16 protein-coding genes are annotated in these 19,238 nt (G+C 49.5%); 7 read left to right on the top strand and 9 right to left on the bottom strand.

Annotated elements, in window-relative coordinates; translation table 11 throughout:
• Positions 1-235 precede the first annotated feature (235 nt).
• Positions 236-1,828, bottom strand: coding sequence for an ABC-F family ATPase (locus TW77_RS03255; protein WP_046003540.1), 1,593 nt, complete (start codon positions 1,826-1,828; stop codon positions 236-238).
• Between the two features lie 73 nt (positions 1,829-1,901).
• Entirely contained in the window at positions 1,902-2,654 is a 753-nt protein-coding gene (locus TW77_RS03250; RefSeq protein ID WP_046003539.1) for an HAD-IIB family hydrolase, read from the bottom strand.
• 149 nt (positions 2,655-2,803) lie between these two features.
• Here TW77_RS03250 and TW77_RS03245 point away from each other — a divergent pair, with 149 nt between their 5' ends.
• On the top strand, positions 2,804-3,589 hold the full coding sequence (locus tag TW77_RS03245) for an AraC family transcriptional regulator (RefSeq protein ID WP_162197937.1): 786 nt from the start codon (positions 2,804-2,806) through the stop codon (positions 3,587-3,589).
• Here the strand turns inward: TW77_RS03245 and TW77_RS03240 are convergent.
• From TW77_RS03240 to TW77_RS03215, 6 genes are all read right to left on the bottom strand, one after another.
• Positions 3,570-6,074 (bottom strand): hypothetical protein, encoded by a 2,505-nt coding sequence (locus TW77_RS03240; RefSeq protein ID WP_046003537.1) that lies wholly within the window; start codon positions 6,072-6,074, stop codon positions 3,570-3,572. The two genes, TW77_RS03245 and TW77_RS03240, sit on opposite strands and share 20 nt — an antisense overlap.
• A gap of 46 nt (positions 6,075-6,120) precedes the next feature.
• Positions 6,121-6,621: a hypothetical protein gene (locus tag TW77_RS03235; protein ID WP_046003536.1), complete on the bottom strand. Its 501-nt coding sequence runs from the start codon at positions 6,619-6,621 to the stop codon at positions 6,121-6,123.
• An 18-nt stretch (positions 6,622-6,639) separates the two neighbouring features.
• Positions 6,640-7,140 carry a hypothetical protein gene (locus TW77_RS03230; protein WP_046003535.1) on the bottom strand — a complete coding sequence of 167 codons (501 nt, stop codon included), beginning with the start codon at positions 7,138-7,140 and terminating at the stop codon, positions 6,640-6,642.
• Positions 7,140-7,904 (bottom strand): hypothetical protein, encoded by a 765-nt coding sequence (locus TW77_RS03225; RefSeq protein ID WP_046003534.1) that lies wholly within the window; start codon positions 7,902-7,904, stop codon positions 7,140-7,142. Before TW77_RS03225 ends, TW77_RS03230 begins: the two co-directional genes overlap by 1 nt.
• A 129-nt stretch (positions 7,905-8,033) precedes the next feature.
• Positions 8,034-9,473: a hypothetical protein gene (locus TW77_RS03220; protein ID WP_046003533.1), complete on the bottom strand. Its 1,440-nt coding sequence runs from the start codon at positions 9,471-9,473 to the stop codon at positions 8,034-8,036.
• Positions 9,474-9,679: 206 nt separating this feature from the next.
• Positions 9,680-10,174, bottom strand: coding sequence for a DUF1993 family protein (locus tag TW77_RS03215; protein ID WP_052713014.1), 495 nt, complete (start codon positions 10,172-10,174; stop codon positions 9,680-9,682).
• Between the two features lie 382 nt (positions 10,175-10,556).
• Between TW77_RS03215 and TW77_RS03210 the strand changes: the two genes are divergently transcribed.
• The 6 genes from TW77_RS03210 to TW77_RS03185 all read left to right on the top strand — a co-directional run bounded on the left by TW77_RS03210 (position 10,557) and on the right by TW77_RS03185 (position 17,005).
• Positions 10,557-11,246 carry an ABC transporter ATP-binding protein gene (locus TW77_RS03210; protein ID WP_046003532.1) on the top strand — a complete coding sequence of 230 codons (690 nt, stop codon included), beginning with the start codon at positions 10,557-10,559 and terminating at the stop codon, positions 11,244-11,246.
• Positions 11,247-11,254: 8 nt separating this feature from the next.
• Complete coding sequence (locus TW77_RS03205) at positions 11,255-12,586, top strand: ABC transporter permease (RefSeq protein WP_046003531.1); 1,332 nt, start codon at positions 11,255-11,257, stop codon at positions 12,584-12,586.
• Between the two features lie 9 nt (positions 12,587-12,595).
• On the top strand, positions 12,596-13,801 hold the full coding sequence (locus TW77_RS03200; RefSeq protein WP_046003530.1) for an ABC transporter permease: 1,206 nt from the start codon (positions 12,596-12,598) through the stop codon (positions 13,799-13,801).
• Between the two features lie 140 nt (positions 13,802-13,941).
• Positions 13,942-15,276: an ABC transporter permease gene (locus tag TW77_RS03195; protein WP_052713013.1), complete on the top strand. Its 1,335-nt coding sequence runs from the start codon at positions 13,942-13,944 to the stop codon at positions 15,274-15,276.
• A gap of 10 nt (positions 15,277-15,286) precedes the next feature.
• Entirely contained in the window at positions 15,287-16,495 is a 1,209-nt protein-coding gene (locus TW77_RS03190; protein WP_046003529.1) for an ABC transporter permease, read from the top strand.
• 135 nt (positions 16,496-16,630) lie between these two features.
• Positions 16,631-17,005: a hypothetical protein gene (locus TW77_RS03185; protein ID WP_046003528.1), complete on the top strand. Its 375-nt coding sequence runs from the start codon at positions 16,631-16,633 to the stop codon at positions 17,003-17,005.
• A gap of 37 nt (positions 17,006-17,042) precedes the next feature.
• Here TW77_RS03185 and pbpC read toward each other — a convergent pair whose 3' ends face one another.
• Positions 17,043-19,229 carry a penicillin-binding protein 1C gene (gene pbpC / locus TW77_RS03180; protein WP_240479452.1) on the bottom strand — a complete coding sequence of 729 codons (2,187 nt, stop codon included), beginning with the start codon at positions 19,227-19,229 and terminating at the stop codon, positions 17,043-17,045.
• Positions 19,230-19,238 lie beyond the last annotated feature (9 nt).

Raw genomic sequence — 19,238 nt, 5'->3', positions numbered from 1 at the left:
TATTTTTCCTGTAAAAAAGACGCCTTCAGCTTGCCTAAGCTGAGAGGGTAAAATCCTAGCGAATTTTTACAAAGTGAGAAAAATAGAAAAATTTTAGCTTGAGTTTAGTCATGGGGTTTTTATTAAGTTTTTGATAAAGCTGCTTATTTAAGCTTTTCGAAATAAAGTTATGCGGGGAAAATAACAAGCTGTGGGCGGGTAATTCTGGCCGCAGGACGCGGCCAGAAAGTCAGGTTTACTGCTCAGCGGCCTGTTTTGCCAGGTATTCGTCGTAGGTGCCCTGGAAGTCAATGATCTGACCGTCTTTGATCTCCCAAATGCGAGTGGCCAGAGAAGAAACAAACTGGCGGTCGTGTGACACGAAGAACAGGGTGCCTTCGTACTGCTCCAGTGCCATATTCAGTGATTCAATAGATTCCATATCCATGTGGTTGGTCGGTTCATCCATCAACAGAATATTCGGTTTGTGCATCATCAGCTTACCGAACAGCATGCGACCCTGCTCACCCCCGGAAATCACCTTAACTGATTTTTTAATGTCGTTTTGTGAGAACAGCATACGGCCCAGGAAGCCACGTACTACCTGTTCATCATCGCCTTCCTGTTGCCACTGTTCCATCCACTGAAACAGATCTAAGTCTTTTTCAAACTCATCTGCATGGTCCTGAGCATAGTAACCAATGTTGGCATTTTCAGACCATTTAAACTCACCCGATTTAGGTGCCATGCGCCCGGCCAGGGTGTTCAGCAAGGTGGTTTTACCCACGCCGTTTTCACCGATGATCGCGACTCTTTCGCCCACTTCGACCAGCCCGTTGAGGCCACTGAACAGGGTTTCGTCAAAGCCTTGCGATAGGTTTTCCAGTTCCAGTGCATTACGGAATAGCTGTTTAGATTGCTCAAAACGAATAAACGGGTTCTGACGGCTTGATGCCTTGACTTCTTCCAGCTGGATCTTATCAATCTGTTTGGCACGTGAAGTTGCTTGCTTTGCTTTTGAAGCGTTTGCAGAGAAGCGCGCAACAAACTGCTGAAGTTCTGAGATCTGAGCTTTCTTCTTGGCGTTGTCGGCCAGCAGACGTTCCCGCGCCTGAGTGGCTGCCAGCATATATTCGTCATAGTTGCCCGGATAGATGCGCAGATCGCCATAGTCAATATCAGCCATGTGCGTACAAACCGAGTTCAGGAAGTGGCGGTCGTGCGAGATGATGATCATGGTGCAGTCGCGCTGGTTAAGCACGTCTTCCAGCCACTTGATAGTATAGATGTCCAGGTTGTTGGTCGGTTCGTCGAGCAGCATGATGTCTGGCTCGGCAAACAGTACCTGCGCCAGCAGCACCCGCAGTTTCCAGCCCGGTGCAACCTCAGACATAGGTCCGTAGTGTTGCTCGGTTGGAATGCCCACACCCAACAGCAGCTCACCGGCTTTAGCTTCGGCGGCATACCCATCCATTTCGGCAAATTGAGTTTCCAGATCGGCCACTTTCATGCCGTCTTCTTCGCTCATTTCGGGTAGCGAGTAGATGCGGTCGCGTTCCTGTTTTATTTCCCACAACTCTTTATGACCCATGATGACGGTGTCGACTACAGAGAATTCCTCGTAGGCAAACTGATCCTGGTTTAGTTTCGCGATGCGCTCGTTGGGATCGTAAGAGACGTTACCCGCGCTGGCCTCAAGCTCTTTGCTGAGGATCTTCATAAAGGTCGATTTACCACAGCCATTGGCGCCGATCAGACCGTAGCGATTACCGTCGCCAAATTTGACCGAGATATTTTCAAACAGCGGCTTGGCGCCAAACTGCATGGTGATGTTGTTACAAGACAGCATAAGGGGTGCTCATTAGATTCAATTGCCGCGATTTTAGCATTAAATCGCGGCCGGGGGTGAGCAAGGAACGGGTTTATGCGCAAAGATTGTTAGCTAACTGGTGGAGGGTCGATGCCACGGTTTCTTGTGTCAGCTGAACATAGTCACAACTCGGCGCAATTTGCTCGCCGACAACATAGGCCTGGCGTGCAGCTTCCAGCATTGCAATGTCATTGACATCGTTACCAAAACACACGGTTTGCTGCATATCCAGACCAAGTTCCAGCAGCGCTGTAAGCTTGTTGCTGCGTGCGGGCACCAAATCAAAGCAATGATGGCCGTTGTGATGATAGATTTCAAAACTGCTTAACGTTTGCTCACACACTTGTTTGACCTGTTCGTGATGCTCATCCTCTAATACCAGTAACTTCACAATGGGCTCATGTCTTAGCAGTTCATTGTTGCCCGGAGGAATGCCCAGTTCGGCCACATGCTGATGAAAATGGTGAGACTTGTTTGAGATGGCATATTGCCAGTGGCCGTCAAATAAATAGGCAATTTTGTGATTGTCCAGCCAAGTAAGCAAAGTGGTGATTTGCTTTGGCTCGAAACTATGGGCACTGACTACCGCTTTGTGCTCGCTGAACATAGCGCCGTTGCAGCCAATGATAGGGTGATGCCAGAAGCACTCAGGTAAGACAGGTAAGGTATCTCTCAGAGGTCGGGCGGTGGCAAAGTACAACTTACCACCATTACTTTGCAGGGCTAACAGGCCATCTTTGATGTCATCATGCATGCGCTGGGCATGGAATACGGTCGTGCCATCTAAATCAAAAACAAAATTCATTATAACTTCCGGGTACAAAATAGAGCATTTACTTTGCCAAATTCACCAATTAGTATTTTGGTTATCGGCTCATTTTTTATAATTATCGGCTCAAATTGACCATTAATACAGGAAAACCCGCTCCCGTGCGCTTTGCACTGAATCAATCTGTGCAAGTTAAGTACATTGAAAAACAGAAGGTTCTGTTCGAGTGGCATCAGCATGATTGCTTTGAGCTGATCCTGACAATAGGCGCTCAGGGCCGCGGATTTATCGGCAGTACCATTCATGCGTTTGCTGACATTGATCTGGCCCTGATTGCACCGGGTGTGCCTCATACCTGGGACAGCCAGCCCCCTTATGACAGTGCCGAGCTCGTGGTAGTGATATTGTGGCCAAAGACATTACTGGCGTGTGCCATTGCTGAGCTGGCAGACTTACAGAGCTGGCTTGATAGTATTGCAAGTGGGCTGGTCTTTAGCCGGGATACCGCAGAGCAGGTGCGTGAACAGTGCCTGGCACTTAACACGGCAAGCCCGCTTAATCGGCTGACTTTGCTGTGTGAGATACTGGCTGAGCTACGTGTTCGCCCAGCTAAAGGTATCAGGCTGGATCACTCGCGCAATTCAGAGCGGTTGGCCCGGGTTCAGACCTGGATCGCAAGCCGGGTTGACACGCCGCCCAGCCTGGCTCAGTGTGCAGCACATATCAATGTCAGCACCGCGACCTTAAAACGTTGGTTTGCGCATGAGCTTGGCTGTTCGTTTTCTCAGTATTGTGCTCAGCTGCGCTGTCAGCGTGCCCAGCACTTACTGGCAACGGAGCGTCGGCCCATTGGGGTGGTGGCACAGCAATGCGGGTTTACCAGCGCAGCCTATTTTAGTCAGTTTTTCAAAGCACACACGGGCATGACACCAGGTGCCTACCGGCGTCAGTTTAGCTGGCGTAAACGCTAGCTTTTAGGGTCTTCTGGGGAGTTGGATAAAGTGTCAAATCCTCCAGTATCACCAGCTGTTCACTGTGCTCATCCAGCGTAAAGCTCAGCTGGCAAGGGTCACAGCTGAGCGCTTTTTGTGCCAGATAGTGTGGGGAAACCTCAAGGTGGTATTTTCCCTGCTTTAATTTGTCGAAAAAGAAAAAACCATCGGGTTCTGTGTAGATGGTGGTTTGTTCACCACTGATTTCCCGGGTGAGTTGCAGTGCCACCCGGCCACTGAGATCTGCAAGTGCTCCGGACTCTTTAAGCAAGGAGATCACACCCTCTGCTTCGAATTGAAGATGAAACGGCACGTCAATGATAGGCTGAGAACCTGGGTGCAGATCGGCTTCTATGAGTTCAAACTGGGGCTGTAAGTATAAGGCGTCGGGTTCGTTGTGCTCTATCTCCAATGTCACCGGGCGGTTTGAGGGCAAATGAAGCAATGTTTGGGCTTGTGGTTGAGTTAAAGTGTCAACCTTACTGCCGTTCATCATCACAGCAATACCAGGTAAATACTGGTCTTGTTCATCAAAGCGCTGATTATTATTGCGGTCGTAAAAAGCGCGTAGTTTTACAGAGCTGCTCTGCCGACCACTTTGGCTGCTAAGGGTACTCAGTGGTCTTGGTCCGTAAAAGGAAAATGAACAAGATAAGCCAAATTGCCAGCCATTACTTTCGTGATAGGTGGCACTGGCATTGACCGCCACCGCATCGAAAGTTTTTGATAACGTGAAGGATGTTGTATTTCGGTGGTGGGTGAAGGAGCGGCGTAGCTGCAAAGAGCCGTAATAGCCGTCGAACTGATTGGTATAACTCAGCGCCAGCGAATGTTGTTCAAACAAGCCTGTTGATTTGTTCCAGTTAAACCTGGCTCTGCCCCAGTTGCCAAACAGGCTGCCAATCATGGCATATTGTTGCTCATGTGCGTCGTCGCCTCTAATTTGGCTGAAATTTGTGCTTATACTGCCGGAGTCGGCCTGATAGCTGAGGTAGCCATCCACAGATTTATAACGAGATTGATTTATCTGGCTGAGACCTAAAGTTGAGCTGAGCTGCCAGCTATTGAGTGTATGTTCATAATTGAGCGTATTGATGTTTTCCTTGCCAAGCTGGCCGTACCCGCGCTGAGATGTGAGGCTTACAGCTTGTGTTGTACTCAGTGGGGTCAGCCATTTCAGATCATAAAATAGCTGATCACGCCCGCCCGCTTTGAGGCTCCATTTGGCATCAGTGGGTTCACCAGAGCGCTCCCAGCCAAGATACCATAAGGCGTCTTTGTGGCGGGTGTTTTCCAGCCACTCTCCGCCCAGGTTAATTTCGTCGCGGGTACTGACGACATAGTTCAATTGTGGATTGAGGTATTTTTCCTGTGGGTTAAAGCGGCTTTTTTTTAATATTGACTCTTTGGTTGTGTAGGCAGCCAGGTTGGTATACCACTGCCCGGGTTCATAGCCTGATTGTGCCTGATGCATCACAGCCCGGCGAAGGCGTTTTCCGTCTGGTGACTGGATCATCAAGTGGTAGCTGTGGTTCGAGTTAAAAATCTGGATTGGCCTGAAACGATACTGCCCATTGCCTGTGACACGCACCAGATCAAATAGTACATCATTGCGATAGAGTTCGACGTCGCTGCCGGGTTCTGCATAGCCCTGGATGATAAGCGGCTTGCTGGCGCTGCTGTGCGTCGCGCCATATTGCACGCCCAGCCCGCCTCCGCCGGTTTGCAGCAATGCGCCTGTGATACCCTGCAAGTCGCCAAATTGATATTCGCTCAGCTCTCCCAGACTGCGGGAAAGCTGGAAACGTCCGTTGCGTTTGTCGTTATTTGAGTCTGTTATTATCACTTGGGCCTGATGGTGTGCCAAGTCCTGATTGACCGCAACATAGGCTGAGGCCGTGGAGTTGTGCTTACTGTCTGATGCTGACAGCTGCACGTCGATATAAGGCGCTGTATACCATTGATACTGGTCGTTTAACACAAGCTGATTGGCGCGTTTTCGTTGCATTGCCTCAAGGATCCCCTTGCGTGCTTCGCGCTTTTTTTCCTGTGAGCTGGGGTGCCTCTCTTGGGTATCAAAAACCAGCACCTGAGTGCGTGGATTAAACTCTGATTCAATGCCGAGTGCCAACAGCACATCAAGCCGGATATGGGGCTCTTCATCGAGCGTTACCCATTGGTCTGCGCGCAATTTAATCTCGATCTGTTCACCCCAGATTGCACCATGTAAACGCTTATCTGCCAGGTCAATGGTGAGGTCACTAACAAGCAGAGCATTGAGGTTATCCTGGGATAAAAAGTAATGTTCGTAGTCGTGTGTGAGTAACTCAGCCCCTTCGGGAAAGTTCTGCTGGTCGACGTACAGATCAGCAAATACAAAGTCGGCAATATCGCCTACTTCCCGGGCTGAAGTGTGCGTGCTGTGAAGCGATAATAGAAGAAGTAAAACGAATAGATACTGCATGGTAAAGGCCCGGCATGGGCCAGGCCTTTAAGGGATGGTGGCTATGTTACTGGTAAGCTGCAACAAAGTCATAGGTAAAGCTTTTGGTGCCTGGTGCATTGATCGCAACGTCTTTGTCGTCCAGTATAATGGTCGCTGCGAACGCGATGTCAACTGAGCCGCTTGCATTCAGTTGAGCACCAGCTGTCCTGTCAGCCAGGGTAAAGCGAAGCCCGTCCTGTGTCTGATCTGGTGCAGAAAATGTGTAGACAACTTGTGCGTGAGGCGTGCCCGATACAGTAAATTTTGCTGCGTTGCCGCCGACATTGGCATCGTTACACAGGGCTGAGGAAATTGGGTTTGATGGTGGCGTCGCAGCTGAGACACATGCATCACCATTCTTTGATGCTTCGTTTACCAAAAGCTCAGGAAAGCTCATGGCAGTTGCTTGTGCAATTTGTAGTGGTGTGCGCTCAACCACCAGGTTAACGTCAACCTGATAAGTCGTTGCGGCTGAACCAAAACTCATAACTAGTAGTGCAAGTGTGCTAGAGGTTTTTTTTAACATTGTATATTTCCTTAATCGTTATTGGTATAGCGCAGTAACGGTGTAGCTGAAAGCGTACTCCCCGCTGCCTGTTTCATGGGCGTTACTGAGCGTTACAATACCTCCCGCACTAAACGTGCCAACTCCATTTTTTTTTATTCTTACGCGCTTGCTAAAGCCGCCTGATTTATTCTGTACGCTAAAGGTCAGGCCCTGTTTACTTTCACTGCCAAACACTTGTACATCTACGTAACTTCTGGGCTCGCCGCTAATTTCAAACTCTGCTTTATAGCCTCTTAAACCAGGGCAAAGTGATTTTTTTACAGCTTTTTTATTTTTTTTACCATTGGCCTTACATAAGGCCCCCTCCCAGGTTGCGGGTGTTTGTTTTAGCTGCGGAAATGTCATGGGTGCCAATAATTTGATACTGACTCCATTAAATTGACTGGCATGACGTTGCTGCTGTTTCAGATATGTCAAAGTATCGACACTCTGAGCAGACGCAACCAACCATAAACCCGTCAAAAAACCTACAGCCATTACTTCAGCAGGTCCTCTGTGATAGTGACGTCCAGTGTTTTGAGTGCTTCTTTTGATTCCACATCTTCTAACTGAATCGTCAATTTCTTGGTAGCAACCTCTTTATATTCAATCGGTAGCGTCATATCCCTTTGGCTAAGTTCAGGATACAGACTGAATTGATTGACCCGGAAGAGCTCTTCTTCTGCTTCTTTGACAACCAAGTTGGCACTGGTGTGACCCGGGCCTTGCTTGTTTAGTCTGACTATCAGGTTGCTGGCATCTTTACTGAATTTAACGTGACCAATCGACAGCTCAGTGACTGAGGTTGTGTTTTTTATAAAAACGGGGATGACAACCTTATAATTGGCTCTGACCTGTACAGCGCCACTTTGCTCTGTTGGGTCATCAGCACTGAGCGCTTCGACCATGAGGTGTGCGCGAAACTCTCCTTCCGGGATTTTGCCTTTTTTCATCAGGCGAACTTTTTGAAACTGCTTTGGCAAAACATCTTTGGCAACACGTGGTCCAACTCGCAAGTAAGGCTTGGCAGAAAACTGATACTGCTCTGCAAATTTCAAAATGCCTTGTTCATCCATTTGCATGTCGATAAGCGATATTCGATAGCTTTGCAGGGTGTCTGAAGTGTTATAGATACGCAACTCGCCACGGCGCATATCCTGATCCAGAACGACTCTATGTCTGTCGAGTTTAAAGGTTGAAGCCCATGCCTGGGAGACGAATACTGCTAATAACAGTATCAGGGTGAATAATTTATTGGTCATACGGTATGCTCTTTGAGTTATTAGTGTAATGAGCTTGGCTAAGTTTTCGGTATCATATCCTAATTAAATTTGGCTGCAACCTTTGCCCTGTTCGCCCGGATAACAAAAAGCGCATTCCCTGCGCTCATTTTATTCTTCATCAGAGAGGCGATTGTTGACGGCGCTGCTCTGTGTGGAGTGTGTTGTATCATTGGCAGAGGAAGTTGCCTGGCGCATACTGCCAAAGTAAGTGAGGTTACCCAGGTAATCAGGCACTTCACGTTCACTATTGAATTCGCGAATGCGCTCAATCTGTTGATCATGAAATGCATGCATAATTGGCTTGATTGCCTGGCTTGCCCAACTTTCTAAGGCATCTGAGCGGATAAACTGATCTTCAAATTGCGCTGCATCATCCAGCAGCTGACTCCAGATTTGCCGTTGTACTTGTGGCGGCGTATCTGCCACATGTTCCAGTGCATCATTGATCCACCCGAGTCCATATTCATCATAAGCGGTCAAAATATCAGAATAGAGACGGCCACGATCAGAGTCACTCGGCGGCAGATCCTGTTGTACCACCATATCGTTGTTCTCGCTCTGGTAGTACTGACGGTGGGCAGACAGGTCGACTTGCTGGCTCAGGTAAGCAAAAATATTCGGTTCACTGTCTTTGTCAGCTTCATCCAGCATCTCGAGCATGCTGCGCTTCTCAAAAGGTTTAATGACTGTGGCCATATCCAGTATGCCGCGGCTTTGCTCAAAGGTACTTTGTTGCAGATGGGTATTCAGCGTACTGAGGTCTTCGCCTTTAAACTTACCACTGATCAGTAAATCACTGAAAGCGTGCAGCAGCTCAACCTTTTCTGCGGGTTGGCTGAACTTATGTTTCCAGAACTTCTCGCGGTCATATGAGGCCATTAGCAGGTGTTCCTGACCATGCTCATCAAGGCTAACCGGTGAATCCGGGGCCCGATAGCTGGCACCTTGCTCGCGCAGACTGGCAAGGGTTGCAATGGTGTCTCCCAGCGCGTCGTCAGACAAAGCGGCGAGTGCGTCGACGAGTTGGTCAGGGACCTGGTTTCGTCTTTGTTCAGAAAAAACAGGGGTGCTGCCAGCCTCTATTAATATATCTGCCAGTTGAGACAATGCTTCATCGTCTAGCCGTTCAGCGATGGACAGCAGAGATTTGCTGGGCTTAATGTGCTCAAGTTTATTTCTTTGCTCGGGTGACAGACGATCAAGTTGGGCGAGAAAGGCATTGATATCCTCTGTGTTGCTCAAATCGCCATATGAATACTCTTTACTTAGCTGGCCATGTTGCGTGTCTGCACTTTGCTGGCTGACGATATGAAAGCGCTTAAAGCCAACATAGTCAGAACGTTCTGCACTGGGTCTTGGGTATGTGAAAGGCGAGGCTGGACGGTTCGGGGTTTCCGGTAGCAGTGTTTTTAAGTGCTCGTCTGTGATAGGTGTGCCTGAGTCGGCAATCGCTGCGTGCTCTGTCGTCAGTACTTCCTGAGTACTGCGTGTTTGCCGGTTTGAGAGGTGCTCTGTCTGATTGGGGTAAGTGTGAAAGTGTAGCTTCATAAATAACCGTGTCCTTGTTACTTAAAGTTGCACATATATCGGCAAATAAGCTCATAACTTTAGCAAGGTTAAGGAACGCTCGGTTTAACAGGGGTTACCCGGGAGCCTGCAGGTGTGCTGTTCACGTGAACTGTGTCAGAGCAACATAGCCAACTCTGGGGTACAAAGGGGCATTTTTGTCCCTCAGAGTTGGCTCGCCTGCCTATTCAGGAAGGAAATGAAAATCCGGCGGGGTAGCGATGAAAGCCATCAAAGTCGCCTTTGCCCAGGGGGATGCCAGCTGTGCGCAGTATTGCGTATGCCATTGAGAAGTGGAATAAAAAGTTGGGCCAGGCATAAAACTGAAAGTACTGCTCAGGTTCCAGAGTGTGGTTGGCAAAGCCCGCAACAAAAGTGATGCTTGAAGGCATCGATTCAAAGGGATCGTTTTCTAACTGCTCCAGATACTCTATGGTGTCGTCCAGCTCTTGCTGCAAGTCGGCGAGGCTGATGGTTGGGCGTTTAAAGCTCTTGACCTCTTTATTAAATAACGGGCAGCAGCAACGTAGCGACAAGGCCGCAGCTGTTGAGACTTGTTGATGCAAAGGAAACATATCCGGACTGAGTCGTTGTTTTAGTAAATCTTCACTAATATCGTCGCGCTGCATCAGTGTACGCATTTGGTTTAGATAGTGTATGAATGGCTCAATAATCTGGCTCATTTTTCCCCCGTTAAGACAAATCAAAATGCACGTAAAGTTCACTGCACGGTGAGCGGATCACGACGCGCGATTGCTATTAACAAACTGCTCTATACTAAGCGACGCTTAATCATTATTTTCAATCACCTACAACAAATGTAGTAGATAAAAAATGAATCATCATTAGTTTAACGGAACGTTTAAAAAACGTGACTTTAAATGGTTTTTTGTGTACCTTCTGGAGTCCGCTGGTAAATCGTTTACGGGTTTTATTTTAGACATAAGCCCGCCAAGCCGCCAGCGTGTTGCTGTGGGGACAAATTCTTTCTCGAAGAGTGAGTCATAAATCGAAGTACACAGGCTTGCGAGCTACAAAATGAAAGACAATTCATAAGGAAATTTTATGCTTAAAATGTCAAAACTGGCGAAGGCTTATTACACGGATACGGTAAAAACTCAAGCGCTACAACCATTTGACCTGGAAGTGCAGCAGGGCGAATTCGTTGCTGTCATCGGTCCGTCTGGCTCGGGCAAAACGACCTTTCTTAATATTGCCGGTTTGCTGGAGGAGTATTGTGAAGGTCAGTACCTGCTCGATGGCAATGATGTCACCGGACTGTCAGACAAGCAAAAATCGCGCTTACGAAACGAAAAAATCGGGTTTATTTTTCAAGGGTTTAATCTGATCCCTGAACTTAACTTATTTGATAATGTGGAAATGCCATTACGCTATCGCAGCTTTAGTGCGGCAGAGCGTAAACAGCGCGTTATGGATGCCTTGCAGCAGGTTGGCCTGGCAAGTCGTAAAGATCATTACCCTCAACAGCTTTCTGGTGGACAGCAGCAACGTGTTGCGATCGCGCGCGCGCTGGCAGGTAGCCCGGCATTTTTGCTGGCGGATGAACCAACCGGTAACCTGGACTCTAAAATGGCAGACGGCATTATGTCTTTGCTCAAAGATATCAATGCTAAAGGAACCAGTATTTTGATGGTAACGCATGATACGGAGCAGGCCAGCCAGGCGCAAAGGATCATTGAAATCAAAGATGGTGTGCTAAGTGAGCGTTGTGCCCAAGCGCAGGCGATTGCTTAGGAACAGCTATGTTAAGTTACTATTTTAAGCTGGCATGGCTCAGCTTACGTAAAACGCCATTGCTGAGTGTGTTGATGGTGGGTACGATTGCTTTAGGCATTGCGGCTGCGATGGTGACGTACACCGTAAGCTATATGATGACCAAAGATCCGTTGCCCGCCAAAAGTGATCGTATTTTTACTGTCCAGCTAAGCTCCTGGGGTCCGCAACAGCCATATAAGGTGGTTGATGGACGAGAAGAGATCCCTGCCATGATCTCCTATCGGGATGCCCAAAACCTCAAAACGGCGGCTAAGGCAAGGCAAGAAACGGCCATTGGATTGTTTAAAAGTATGAGCCGGGCAGAGCAACAAAATCGTCGTGATGCGCAGATGCGGATGGTACGCACCACACATAATGACTTCTTTGCGATGTTCGATGTGCCTTTTCTGTATGGCAGTGCCTGGTCCGAACAGGATGATAGTGCGGGCAATCAGGTTGTGGTGATCACCAAAGCACTGAACGACGAATTGTTTGATGGGGTGAACTCGGTAGGGCACCACATTGTGTTGGGTGAGTCCTTGTTGCAAATCGTCGGTGTCATGGACGATTGGTTTCCCATTCCCAGGTTTTATTATTTGTCATCACAGGCATACCACGATCCTCATGACCTGTTTGTGCCATTACAATACCAGATAAACCAGGAGATTTTCTCCCGCAGCGACGTCACTTGGGCATGCTGGCAGGATATTGAGGATGTTGCGTTCAGTGACTTCATCACCTCGGATTGTATCTGGCTGTTTTACTGGGTTGAGCTGGAGTCGGCAAAAGACAGAGCGGACTACATGGATTTCATCAATGCGTATGTCGATGAACAAAAGTCAGCAGGTCGCTTTGCCAGAGAGAATCTGAGCCGTTTATTTACCATTGATGAATATCTGCGCTGGGCTGACGTGGTGAGCAACGAAAATGACATGGCCGTGTGGCTGGCATTTGCCTTTTTACTGGCGTGTTTACTCAATTGCATGAGTCTGATGATGACCAAGTTTTATGGCAAGGGGAGTGAAATTGGCCTGCGGCGGGCTGTTGGCGCTAGCCGCCAGGATATTGGTTGGCAGTTTTTGTGTGAGGCATTTTTGATAGGTATTCTGGGTGGCGTGCTGGGGTTGCTATTCGCACAGCTTGGCCTGCAGTTAATCCAGCAGATCTTCACCTACCTGAATGACACCATTATGCAAATGGATCTGCGGATCATGCTGATGACCTTGTTGCTTTCTGTCGTGGCGAGTGTGTTGTTTGGCCTGTGGCCGATTTATCGTGCTACCCGGATCCAGCCATCCAGCCAGTTAAAGAGCCTGTAGGAGGGCGTCATGAAGGATTTTTCAGTCATTCTTAAATCGCTTTGGCACAGTAAGGCGTCCCCGCTGCTGCTGATTTTGCAGATTGCCCTGACTTTCACCATTTTCGTTAATGCCGTCTATATGGTGATGCAAAAACACGAAAAGGTAACGGCGCCCAGTGGCCTGAATGAAACTCAGGTGTTTTCTCTGTTTATTAATTTACAGGAAACGGGTGAAGCCCGGGTTGCTGAATTTGAACAAGTGCTCCGCGATATTAAAGACCTGGACAGTGTTGAGAATGCTATCCCTGTCACCTCAGTGCCACTGAGTGGTTATGGTCGCTCAGCTGATATTGGTTACGGTCCTGCTGATGAAGATAAGCTCACCAGTAGTGGATATTATGGCAGTAACTACGATAGCAAGGATACGCTGGACCTGAAGCTGATTGCCGGGCAATGGTTTGAGAGAAGCGATGTAACACATTCGTTTTTTGGCGCCAAATCAGGCGGCAAGATTTTAGTCTCCAAAGCGCTTGCTCAGACGCTGCACCCGGATAACTGGCGTGATGTGCTGGGCAAGACGCTGTATGTTCAGGGAGATCCACAACAAGTGATTGGGGTGGTGGACAACCTTAAAGCGGTCTGGAGCTTTTGGCGATTGTTTGATCACGCGGTATTGGCACCCGTGTTTGAAATTAAGGACAAAGTAGGTCTGATGGTAAAAGCGCAGCCTGGCACACTGGATAAGGCCATGCTGGATGTCAAAGAGGCGTTGTTGATGACGCCAGGCAGACAAATCGATAAGCTGAAGCCTTTCAGCCAGACTCGGGAGGAAAGTTACCGGGCCGATGTCGCTGAGTTGCAAACGCTGCAGCTGGTTCTGATTGGCTTGTTGATCCTGACTATGTTGGCCATTTTTGGTCAGGCCCGATTTGCTATCCTCAAGCGTCGCAAGCAAATTGGTACCCGACGCGCGCTGGGGGCTAACCAGTTACAGATATTGCGTTACTATCTGCTGGAGAACCTAATAGTGACTCTGGTTGGAGTGGCTATCGGTATGGTTTGTGCTGTGCTGGTGAATACTCAGTTGGTGAGCTACTTTGGACTGGTGCCAGTTCCGGCAGATTACCTGTTAGTTGGGGCTGTCGCTATCCTGCTGGCCGGTCAATGTGCAGTAATTCAGCCTGCGTGGCAGGCGGCACGTGTTTCGCCTGCGCTGGCAACACGCAGCGTATAACGGTGGGGTCACATGAGGTGACCCTGCCTAAAGGAAATATATTAAAACAATAAAGGAATAAGTATGCGTTTAATTTTAAATCGACCAAACTTATTTGTACCTCTTTCTTCCCCTCAATGCGCTATCTGGAGGCGGTGGAAATGTTGATTGGTTACTACTTTAAACTCGCCTGGATCAGTCTCAAAAAGACGCCGCTACTAAGTATTTTGATGATTGGCACGATTGCTATGGGGATCGCGGCCACCATGATCACCTCCACCGTTAGCATTATGATGGCAAAGGACCCCTTACCTGAAAAAAGTGATCGGGTATTCTCTGTGCGCCTGAGCAGCTGGAGCCCAGACAAGGCCTATCAGTTGTCCAGAGGGGAAGAAATGCTCCCCCCGATGATGACCTACATGGACACTATGAACTTGCTGGAGGACGGCAAAGGCCTGCATCAGAGCGCGGTGGTCATGTATAAAAGCATGGTTCGCAGCGAAGAGCAGACCGAAAAAGAAGCCAAAATGCTGCGCTTTAACTCCGTTAACAACGATTTTTTTGAGATCTTCGATGTGCCTTTTCTGTTTGGATCCCCGTGGTCCGATAGCGAAGATAAAAAAGGCGCTGCGCTGGTGGTACTGGACAAGCAAACCAACGACCGCCTGTTTGGCGGCGCAAATTCCGTTGGTCAGCATATCTTTGTTGGTCCGCACCTGGTGAGGGTTGTCGGGGTTATTGATAGCTGGGCACCACTCCCGCAGGTTTTTCAGGGGCCAAATCGTGCGCATAATTTACCGTATCCTTTGTTTACGCCTTTTCAGTTTCAGGTCAACAACAACTTGCTGTCAAAAGGGGAAATGAGCTGGCGATGCTGGACCGCTCTGGATGATGGCTCATTGGAAAGCTTTCTGGCTTCAGAGTGTGTTTGGATCCGTTACTGGGTAGAGCTGGAACATGCGACGCAGCGCGATGATTATACCGACTATATCAACGCCTACGCCCAGGAACAAAAAAAAGGCGGACGCTTTGTCCGGGAAAAACCAAGCGAGCTTTTTGATATCAATGAATCGCTTATCGAAGACCACGTAATCGAGGACGATGATCGGATCGCGGTGTGGCTGGCGTTTGCCTTCTTGATTGCCTGCCTGCTCAACTGTATGGGCCTGATGTTGATTAAATTTTATGGTAAAGGTGCCGAAGTGGGTTTACGCAGAGCGGTTGGTGCCAGCAAACAGCATATTGCCGTACAGTTTGGCTGCGAGACTGTGCTGATAGGTACTTTGGGTGGTATTTTAGGACTGACATTAGCTCAGCTGGGATTGCGCTTAACCGCTGATACTTTTGCACATTTACCGGAAGGTCTAATGCAAATGACCACCGCTCTGGCTGTGCTGACTGTGGTGCTGGCGGTGTTTAGCAGCACCTTATTTGGGTTATGGCCTATTTATCGGGCGACGCAGATCCAACCCTCAGCTCAGCTAAAAAGCCAATAGGAGTCGCACAATGAAGGATTTAAAGCCCATTCTAACTACCCTGTGGCGGGCAAAATCGGCCCCTCTGCTGTTGATTTTACAAATCGCAGTGACCTTTACCATTTTGGTCAATGCGGTCTACCTGATCATTCAAAAAGAGGCGATGTTAGTTGAGCCCAGTGGCCTGGATGAAGATGTTGTATTTACGCTTGAGACCAATGTGCAGAGTAACCAGGCGGAGGAAATGATTGCGCTGGTAAAGCAAGATCTGCGTGACATTCGCAACTTACCGAGTGTTGAAAATGTCACTGTGACGAACGCCTTTCCACTGAGTAACTGGGGCAGTTATGTACCGACGGGGTTAGGGCCGACCGAAGAAGACATGAACATTTATACCGGTTATTACACCGGCGACGAGCATGCCATCGCAACCATGGGGCTGGAGCTCATTGCGGGTGAAGGGCCCAGCGAGGGAGAGATCCTGGACTCGATAGACTATAGCGCGGATCCAACACACGCTGTGGTATCCAAAGGGTTTGCCGAGTTGTATTACCCGGATGACTGGCGCGCAATATTGGGAACGACGGTTTATCTTGATTACAAGCCGGTGCTGGTGAAGGGCATAGTCAAAGAACTGAAGTCGGTATGGCCGGACTGGTATTCACACCATAATACGGTGCTAGCACCGCTGCGAAGTATAAGTAACAACTACAAAATACTGGTGCGGGCAATGCCCGGACAGCGCGAGCAGGCCAAATTAGACGTGGCACAATTATTACTGAAAACCCCCGGCCGCCAGCTGGACCGGCTGCTGGATTATCAACAGCTCCGTCAGGAAAAGTTCAAGTCTGAGCGGGCGGCCATTAAGACCTTATACTGGGTGATCGCAGGATTGGTGTTACTGACACTCCTGGGGATATTTGGTCAGGCTCGTTTTACCATTGTTAAACGCCGTAAGCAGATAGGCACGCGCAGAGCCCTCGGTGCCAGCAGAGCAGATATTTTACGTTACTGTATGACGGAGAATGCCATAGTCACCTTCATCGGCATTACGTTGGGCGTACTGTGTGCGCTGCTCGCTAACGTGCAGCTGGTGAACTACTTTGATATGGCACCGGTCCCGGTGATGTATTTGCTTCAGGTAGGGGGGGTGATCCTCATCGTGGGTCAGCTGGCCGTGTGCCAGCCTGCCTGGATGGCGGCCAGGGTGTCACCGGCACTGGCGACACGCAGCGTCTGAGGCGAACAGCAATTAGATTATATTTTCCCCAAAAGGGTATTTCTGGCTCTTTTGGGGATTATTCATGTCAATTTATAGTCATTTTGTAATTTTGTTCTAACATTATATGAAACTAATGTTATCAGGAACGAGATTATGCATCAGCCAGGCTTGCTACCAGTCGCAGATATCTTCACTGAATCAATAAATAACAATGGCTGTTACGGTGTTGTTAAGTATACCAGCGGAGAGCAAAGTGTTTATGTTAAGCAGGTGTTTATTAATCGGCTCGGCAGTGGAGTAAAGCCTGAACTCAGTGCTGACGACATCGAATTTTTCCGCTATCTGGATTCTATTTTACGCTATTGCTACGTACTGGTGTATGTCAGAAACGCCAGCACAGGTGATTATGACAGTGCTATTTTTCTCGATGATTATGAGGCCATTCAGGGGATCAGCAAAGAGGAAGCCCAGCAACGCCTGGTCGATTTACATACTGTGGTGGGCTACCTAAAAACCGCCATGCAGTAACTGGTTTCAGTTAAGGGGCACCACGATATGTTGTTACTTAAGGGTGCACCACGATATGCTGCTGGTCACACTGCTGTGCAACACATGCTGTGATGACCACTTTGCCCTGATACTCAGACAGTGCCAGGGTTGTTGAGTCATGTGGTGCATGATTGACATACCAGCGCACCGCTTCTGCTTGCTCACTGCCAACACCCGATACGCTCAAGGGGATTGCCGAAACCTGCTGCCGGTAATAATGCTGACCGCTGCGCGGTGCGGCGATACGGATCTGCGTGTGGTCCGGTTGTTTCATCGGCGCATTGTTTCGGGCCTGCCAGCTGGCAAGCTCAGCAGGCCAGCCAGGTTCAGTGACAAAATTCCCCTGACTGTGCATGGTTGGCGGTGTCATGCCATTGAGGGTGTAGGCTGTGAGTTGCGTGTGACAGGCGCTATCTGGCGTATCCTGACGTGCCAGTCCACCCGGCCAGCAGATCTGTACGGGCTCAACTTGCGCGGGCCTTGGCAGGCTGCGGGTATCCGCAGGCAGTAAATCGAACACATCAAACATTAAAGGTGCGGCGCGTGTGGCGCCCAAATACCCGACCACCGGACTGGCATCGGGTCGGCCGACCCAGACCGCAACGGTGTAGTCAGCACTGACACCGACCGACCAGAAATCCCGATAGCCATAACTGGTTCCGGTTTTCCAGGCAATCTTACGGCGGTTGCTGGGGACCACTCGATCCGGTGCCGACAGTTGGCTTAGCATCTCAAACGTGATCCAGCTGGCAGCGGGAGACAGCAAAGAAAATGCCGGGCTCGGATAGCGAGTGTCGTTTTCAACAAGCGATAAATCCTGCACCTGGCCGTGACTGGCCAGGGCGCGATAGAGCCGTGCCAGCTCGATTAACTCGATCCCGGTGCCACCCAGCCCAACCGCCAGGTTAGTATCCTGATGATGCAGCTGCACTTTGGCATGACTGAGCTGTTGCTCAAAGCGCGCGGCACCGATGCGATGCAGTAATTGAATAGCCGGTACATTGAGGGAGTGTTGCAGTGCTTTGGTGACACTCACTGCGCCACTAAAACGACCATTAAGGTTTTGCGGCTTATATCCGTCAAAGTCACTTGGAATATCGCTCATCAGGCTCTGGCTGTGGATCAAGCCCAGATCCAGCCCCAGCCCGTAAATGAAGGGTTTCAGTGTTGAACCCGGTGAGCGTATAGCCCGGATCATATCAACATGTGCGAAGCGACTGTCATCGCTAAAATCAACCGATCCCTGATAGGCCAGTACTTCGGCCTGCTGATTATCTACGATCAGCACCGCGGCCGAACTTTTGCCCGTCAATCTTTGCTTGGTATTGGTCAGCAGCTGGCTGAGGCGCTGTTGTAAGTCATGGTCCAAAGTCGTGCGGATCACATGCGAAGTGGGGTGTTGGCGCTTTAAGCGACGGCTTAACAGGGGCGCCAGAGGGGGCTGTGAAGGCGCGGATAAACGCACCGGCTCCTGACTCAGAAGTGCCAGTTGTTCGGCATTGACCAGCTGGCTGTCGGCCAGGCGTCTGAGTACCTTATTGCGCATCTCTTGAGCGCGCTCGGGATAGCGGTCCGGGCGGTTGTGCGAGGGTTTTTGTGGCAGTACAACCAGCAAAGCAGACTGGTTAATAGACAAGGACTTTGCAGGCTTATTGAAGTAACGTCGTGAGGCGGCCTCGACGCCTTCTATATTGCCGCCAAAGGGGGCCAGGTTGAGATACAAAGTGAGGATCTCAGATTTGCTGTAGTGCCATTCCAGTTGTACGGCCCTGAAAATTTGCTTCAGCTTGCCGGGTATGGAGCGTTCGTGCGGGTCAAGCAGCCGTGCGACCTGCATGCTGAGGGTAGAGCCACCGGAAATGACCCGACCATGCGCCAGCCATTGCCACAAGGCTCTGCACAGCGCCAGCGGATTAACGCCGGGATGGTAGTAAAACCAGCGATCTTCGTAATCGAGTAATGCCGTCAGATAAAAGGGATCGACGTCTGCCTGCGTTATCTGATAGCGGTGGACCCCCTGATCATCACTGAAGGCGCGCAGTTGTTGTCCGTCGCGGGCCGTGACCACCGTAGCGGGCCCATCCGGATAGGGCTGTGGCAGTGGATATCGCCAATCCAGCCAAAACAGTAGCAGGAGCAACCCCACCAGCGCTGTGGCATAGCGGGTCATGCGGCCAAGACGCAGCGCGTTAACCACATACATAGTTTAGTC

Source organism: Pseudoalteromonas rubra, from assembly GCF_000967655.1.
Taxonomy (GTDB): Bacteria; Pseudomonadota; Gammaproteobacteria; order Enterobacterales; family Alteromonadaceae; genus Pseudoalteromonas; species Pseudoalteromonas rubra_A.
This window is presented reverse-complemented; position numbering and strand designations above follow the sequence as displayed.

Excerpts from the sequence above, each read along its gene's own strand:
- TW77_RS03185 (WP_046003528.1), top strand. The coding sequence starts at position 16,631 with ATGCATCAGCCAGGCTTGCTACCAGTCGCAGATATCTTCACTGAATCA.
- TW77_RS03210 (WP_046003532.1), top strand. The coding sequence starts at position 10,557 with ATGCTTAAAATGTCAAAACTGGCGAAGGCTTATTACACGGATACGGTA.
- TW77_RS03195 (WP_052713013.1), top strand. The coding sequence starts at position 13,942 with ATGTTGATTGGTTACTACTTTAAACTCGCCTGGATCAGTCTCAAAAAG.
- TW77_RS03190 (WP_046003529.1), top strand. The coding sequence starts at position 15,287 with ATGAAGGATTTAAAGCCCATTCTAACTACCCTGTGGCGGGCAAAATCG.
- TW77_RS03250 (WP_046003539.1), bottom strand. The coding sequence starts at position 2,654 with ATGAATTTTGTTTTTGATTTAGATGGCACGACCGTATTCCATGCCCAG.
- TW77_RS03230 (WP_046003535.1), bottom strand. The coding sequence starts at position 7,140 with ATGGCTGTAGGTTTTTTGACGGGTTTATGGTTGGTTGCGTCTGCTCAG.
- TW77_RS03200 (WP_046003530.1), top strand. The coding sequence starts at position 12,596 with ATGAAGGATTTTTCAGTCATTCTTAAATCGCTTTGGCACAGTAAGGCG.
- TW77_RS03235 (WP_046003536.1), bottom strand. The coding sequence starts at position 6,621 with ATGTTAAAAAAAACCTCTAGCACACTTGCACTACTAGTTATGAGTTTT.
- TW77_RS03220 (WP_046003533.1), bottom strand. The coding sequence starts at position 9,473 with ATGAAGCTACACTTTCACACTTACCCCAATCAGACAGAGCACCTCTCA.
- TW77_RS03225 (WP_046003534.1), bottom strand. The coding sequence starts at position 7,904 with ATGACCAATAAATTATTCACCCTGATACTGTTATTAGCAGTATTCGTC.
- TW77_RS03205 (WP_046003531.1), top strand. The coding sequence starts at position 11,255 with ATGTTAAGTTACTATTTTAAGCTGGCATGGCTCAGCTTACGTAAAACG.
- TW77_RS03240 (WP_046003537.1), bottom strand. The coding sequence starts at position 6,074 with ATGCAGTATCTATTCGTTTTACTTCTTCTATTATCGCTTCACAGCACG.
- TW77_RS03255 (WP_046003540.1), bottom strand. The coding sequence starts at position 1,828 with ATGCTGTCTTGTAACAACATCACCATGCAGTTTGGCGCCAAGCCGCTG.
- pbpC (WP_240479452.1), bottom strand. The coding sequence starts at position 19,229 with ATGTATGTGGTTAACGCGCTGCGTCTTGGCCGCATGACCCGCTATGCC.
- TW77_RS03215 (WP_052713014.1), bottom strand. The coding sequence starts at position 10,174 with ATGAGCCAGATTATTGAGCCATTCATACACTATCTAAACCAAATGCGT.